Raw genomic sequence first — 5,683 nt, 5'->3', positions numbered from 1 at the left:
TGATTAATAAAAAGGGGGATAAATTCACAGGGGTACCAGAGCAAGTATGGAACTTTTATATTGGTGGTTATCAAGTTTGTCAAAAATGGCTCAAAGACCGCAAAGGACGCACCCTAAATCATGAAGATATTCTACATTATCGGCGTGTAGTGGTGGCGCTGCAAGAGACTATTAAGTTAATGCAGTTAATTGATCAGACTATTCCTAGTTTCCCTGTGGTTTAGAATCCCAAAATCTCAGGATAGGCGCTGACCTGTCACTTGGCTGTTAAAATCAAAGAGGTTTGAGCATAAAGCTATGACGATTACAGCACAACCCACAACTATAGAAGAATTTTTACAATTGTCAGAAACAGAACCAGCTTCTGAATTGATTCATGGACACATTATACAGAAACCAATGCATCAAGGGGAACATAGCCAACTACAGATTGAGCTATGCGAAACTATTAATCAAATTACTAAACCTCAGAAAATCGCTAAAGCTTTTCCAGAACTACGCTGTATTTTTGGTGGATTCGCAATTGTCCCAGATATAGCGGTATTTCGCTGGGAGCGCATCCCTAGGTTACCATCAGGACGCATCGCGAATCGGTTTGAAATCCATCCAGATTGGGTAATTGAAATTCTCTCTCCCGAACAGAAATATAAACAAGTTCTCAGTAAGTTACTACATTGTGCTGAATATGGAACTGAGTTAGGTTGGTTAGTTGATAGTGAGGATGAAAGTATTTTAGTAGTAGATGGCGATCGCCGAGTTCAAGAACTTAAAAATAGCGATCGCCTACCAGTTATCGCAGGGGTTGATTTAAAGATCACTGTTCAAGAAGTCTTTAGCTGGTTAAGTTTTTGACCATATCTAACCCACAAATCAATGATTAACTATGCTAGATAACTTTATCCCCGAACTAATTCGCAAACAACGCCCCTACTACCTACCCCAAGGGAATCCCATCAAAGGAATTAACCATCAATATTGGCTGGTTTTCCAACATCGGGACGCTGATAACCCATTACATAACGTGATTAAATTCCTAGGTATGGGTAATCAAAACGCCACCCATAAACTTTTACGCATAGACCCTAAAACAGCTAAAGTATTTGAATATATCCCCCTCAAAGAGGGAGATTTACCCAGTGTCACCCTATTGCGAACCTGTGAACTATCTATCCTAGAAAAGTTCCTACATCAAGAAAGGGTGACCACAGAACCAGCTTTATTAGCAGGGAGCTTTTTAGAAATTCCCGGTCGTCAACGTCGCTTTAATCTCCCCTCTGACTTAGATAAATATCGGCAATTTTTTACTAATATTTTACAACTAACTAAAATTTACCGCCGTTCCACAGCTTACTTTGATAGCGGTGTTTTAAAACTCTATCAAGAACCATTGGCCGCTATTGTGCAAACTGAGGGACAAATCCGGTTATTAATGGATTGGCAAGGTTTTACTAAAATAACAGATATTGCAGAATTAGACAAACTCTACGACCCGAGCGATCGCTACCAATTTATCCAACGCACCCTAGAAGAATTTCTCCAAGGTTTAGCAGAAGGCGATTTTACAGAAACAGAAATATTAGCAGAACTAGTCAGACTGGGATTTCTACAAATAAGACTAATTAAAATGGACTCAGGAAAAGCCCTCTACCACAAAAAAACGGGGATTTTCACTGACCAATTAGATCACCACATTCAACATGAGGGTTCAGATAATTTTACCCGTGCTGCACATTCCAGAAATGCAGAAAGTATGACTTTTCTCTATTCCTGGGATGAATTAGACGCAGAAACCATATTAGATAGTATTCAGCAATTTGATGGAGAATGGCAAGACCACGAGTTAAGTTTTGACCTCAGTCAAGAATTTTTACAACAAGTATTAACAGAAAGACAACGCCGTCAAGAACAACAAAAACCAGTCATTGAGTCCATCACACCGGATAAATTCCCCAGCGGTGAAACTACAACTGTTGAAATTACCGGTCAAAATCTAGACCAAGTTACCGACATAGGAGTGACTGAGAATGAGTTGGTGAAGGTAAACATTCACAACCAGTCACCACAACAGATTATTGGTGAAGTTGAGGTAAACTCAGACCATCCCCCCATACCCTTAACTCAGTTCCAGGTCAAAACCCCCAGGGGAGTTTATCGCACTACACCTAAAAAACCCCCTGTAGTTAGCCAGTCTTTAGTAATTCCTGATTTTGAAGAAATACCAGGATTTAAATCAGCCATAGAAATGATTTTAGCTGGTAATCATGGTACACCGGATGACTTTCTTTACTGGTTAGCAAAAAAACGCCCCCAACAGTTCCGGGTACAAGGTAGTGACTTACTGGATGAGTTATTAAATCAGGGTATATTATTTGAACACCAAAAAACAGGAGCGCAACACTGTCTGAGGGTAATGCAAGATTTTGGGGTTGCTGTGTGTGCGGATGCTGTAGGTTTGGGAAAAACTCGGTTAGCAGCTGCGGTGGGGAGATTATATCGACAACAACACCCCGATGCTAAAATCGCAATTATTGCAGCTAAAAAACTTTTACCCAACTGGGAACGGGAGTTAAGGGAGTTGGGTTTTGAGTCTCATGATTACGAACTCTACAATAAAAACTTGATGAGTCGTCAGGGTAGTAATTTTCTAGAAAACTTGAATCGTTATGGTGGTCCTGATTTAATTATCATTGACGAAGCCCATGAGGGTATCCGCAATTATAATAACCGCATTCACAAAACCTGCTTGCAAATTCAAGACAACGACCGCAAGTTAGGTAAACAGCGTCATTTTCTGCTCTTAACTGCTACCCCCTGGAATAACCGCCGCGAAGACATTTATAATATTCTCTCACCTTTTATTAGTCGTCCTCAAGCTTTCCAAGATTTAAACTTACCCGCTGAGGTCACCGACTGGTTTACAAGAAGGGACACAGGGGTGAGGAACTTCACAGATAATACAGAGATATTTCGCCAAATTTACAAGGAACTGTTTCTGCAACGGACTAGAAAGATGTTGCGAGAGTCCAGCAGCAATTTAAATGTATATGCTCAACGCATAGCGGAATGGTTGCCGGTACAGTTTGAAAATACCACGGAAGAAGCACTAGACCAAATTTTTACCCATTTTGAAACAAGTCTTTACATTCCCTTTGCTGACCCGATTCGTTATTTAACTAGTAATGTGGAACAGCGCAGCTTGTTAGGTAACCAGCGCCGGTTTTTCCTCCAACGGGCTGAATCTAGTATGTATGCTTTGAGCCAAACTATCAATAATTTTAGGCGACGGATTACACAAATGCAATCCCGTTTACAGTCTATTTCCCCGGACGCTGCGGGATTAAAGGAATTTTTATTAACTCACTACGAGTTTAATTTAAACCCAACAGGTCAAACAGACCGGTTAAATTTAGATGATGATGAACGGGAAACCTGGGATGAGGAGTATGAGGAAGAGGAGGAAACACAGGAGGAACAACCACAAAAGCGCCAACAGTTAAGACGTTCTATTGATATTAACACGGCAGCTTTAGAAAATCAGCCTGATAGAGCTAGGCAAATCTACAGCAAAATCTTAGCAGATTGTGACAACGATTTGCAACAACTCCAAGAAATTCAAACTCTACTCCAAGATGAATTTGTCATTGACCACAAAAAGGAACAGGTCAAACAAAAAGTGAGGGAGTTAGTCAAGCTGGGTCATAAAGTATTGCTGATTTCTACTTTTAGCGATACGGTGATCGATTATTATCTTTATATGGCGCAAGATCAGGCGATCGCCTCCCAGGGTATAGGAATGCTAACTGGCTCTCCTAAACTATATTACCCCAACAGTGCAGACCAACCCCAAAAAATTAGCCCTGGTCAAGCCAAACTACCCCAAGGACGAGAGGTAACTTTAACTCGTCAAGAAATATTTAAACTATTTGCTCCCGTTGCTAGTTGTAAACATCCCACAGACTACCCCCAACCCGAAGCAAAAATTACAGTATTAATTGGTTCGGAAACCCTATCTGTGGGTCAAAATCTCCAAGATGCTGATTATTTAATTAATATTGATTTACCTTGGAACCCGATGATTTTAGAACAGAGAATCGGTAGGATTGACAGACCCAAAAAACACCAAGCTGCACATATTTATATTTACTATGCTAACAGCGAAAGTCAATTACTCAGACAAGCATCACGTCTGGCAAATCTCCATAAAAAACTAGTAGGAGAGTTAGTAGACCAGGATACTCAATTCATCGATGTAGAAACTAAACGCCATATCCCTACTATCTCCCATGTTAACAGTTTACGAGATTCAATTTATGGAGATACTTTATTTGATGATGAAATTCTACCAGGATATGTAGACTTTCTCCAGAGTTTAGTTAAAGCTAGAAAATTACAGCAGAACCATTTCCAAGAACAAGTTTATCAAAAACAAGCCACTCATCTGAGTTTTTACACAGAAAATGAGATTCTACACAGTGAGGAAATTAGCAAGCTATTAAAAAGATTAGGTGAAGACTACCAACCCAACCCCATAGTTATAGGTCGTCGTACTGGGGAGGTAAATGAACCCACAGGATTAATTGTTTTAACTTTAGCATATTTCGGCCCCAATGGTGAACCTATTGCCGAAAAACAGCAAACCCTATTTTGGAACGACCAAACGGGAGAAAAAGACGGTTATGGTCTGGCGATCGCCTCGGCGATGAAAACCCCAGTCATTAGTAATACTTTTTCTGTCCACAGTGTACTATCATCTGCCCAGTCAATATACCAAGAGCTAGTAAAATTAAAACATCAATACATTGCCGAACTACAACAGCCAGAAAACCTAACTACCTTAAATATTAGCTCGGAACGTATTAATAAAATCCAGCGCCGCTTGAGAAATATTCCCCCCAGGGGAAATTTAACCCCGACCTTGATTAAGAATACCCTCAGAAAACTCAGTTATTACAAATACATGAGTGATGTACAAAAACTGCTGATAAATTATACAGAGGGTAGTAAAGCCCGTTTAGATGATTATGAATTTGTTACCCAATTAGTGGAAGACACAGACAACCTAAGTTTACTGCTTATGGAAGGAATTAAACCCACTAGTCTCAGTATTTCTTTGTCAGCGTTATTATTGAGAATATAAGATTTAATTAATACTACTTGACAGCAACAGGAAATCTACGAGGGAACAGGGAACACACCGAAACAATATATTTTTTCCAGTAGGACTTACGCAACTGGTACAGGCGATCGCATGATTCATACTTGGATTCAGCAACGCCTATTTTTTGTTTCCCTGTGGTTTAGAACCCCACCCCAACCCCCCTGGGTGGCGATCTGCTTACAGCAGCGCTTCGCGATCGCCCCACAGATCCCCGACTTCTAGCTAAATTATCCTAGAATATCTCTTGACCCCACACCCAGCCCTCACAGGGTAAAAGGTGGGGTATACGCAGTATTAAAAATTGTCACATCACCCAACCAACTATAGTATAATTTATCAATATCAAATCCTTTACCCTGACTGCTCCCGTATCAACACCTACCATACAGCACCATGAATGCTATATCACAACAGTTGCAACTACTCATCAACCACCAAGACCCAAATAGCCGAGTTGAAGCACTACAGCAACTGTTAGGATATCCATTCAAACAACTTGACCCAGAAGGTTCACGGTTTTGGTAT

4 protein-coding genes are annotated in these 5,683 nt (G+C 40.4%); all 4 read left to right on the top strand.

Annotated elements, in window-relative coordinates:
* Nucleotides 1–224: type ISP restriction/modification enzyme (locus NWP22_RS15920; RefSeq protein WP_280802097.1), on the top strand; the 224-nt coding region annotated here is incomplete at its 5' end.
* A gap of 73 nt (nucleotides 225–297) precedes the next feature.
* Nucleotides 298–852: a Uma2 family endonuclease gene (locus NWP22_RS15915; RefSeq protein ID WP_271730900.1), complete on the top strand. Its 555-nt coding sequence runs from the start codon at nucleotides 298–300 to the stop codon at nucleotides 850–852.
* Nucleotides 853–883: 31 nt separating this feature from the next.
* Nucleotides 884–5,137 carry a helicase-related protein gene (locus NWP22_RS15910; RefSeq protein ID WP_280802096.1) on the top strand — a complete coding sequence of 1,418 codons (4,254 nt, stop codon included), beginning with the start codon at nucleotides 884–886 and terminating at the stop codon, nucleotides 5,135–5,137.
* Between the two features lie 111 nt (nucleotides 5,138–5,248).
* Entirely contained in the window at nucleotides 5,249–5,380 is a 132-nt protein-coding gene (locus NWP22_RS15905; RefSeq protein WP_280802095.1) for a hypothetical protein, read from the top strand.
* The last annotated feature ends 303 nt before the right edge of the window (nucleotides 5,381–5,683 follow it).

The sequence above is a fragment of the Anabaenopsis tanganyikae CS-531 genome, assembly GCF_029891675.1.
Taxonomy (GTDB): domain Bacteria; phylum Cyanobacteriota; class Cyanobacteriia; order Cyanobacteriales; family Nostocaceae; genus Anabaenopsis; species Anabaenopsis arnoldii.
The sequence above is the reverse complement of the archived record's forward strand: the minus strand, read 5'-3'. Positions and strand labels throughout refer to the sequence as shown.

Coding starts and splice junctions, on each gene's coding strand:
- NWP22_RS15910 (WP_280802096.1), top strand. CDS start 884: ATGCTAGATAACTTTATCCCCGAACTAATTCGCAAACAACGCCCCTAC.
- NWP22_RS15915 (WP_271730900.1), top strand. CDS start 298: ATGACGATTACAGCACAACCCACAACTATAGAAGAATTTTTACAATTG.
- NWP22_RS15905 (WP_280802095.1), top strand. CDS start 5,249: ATGATTCATACTTGGATTCAGCAACGCCTATTTTTTGTTTCCCTGTGG.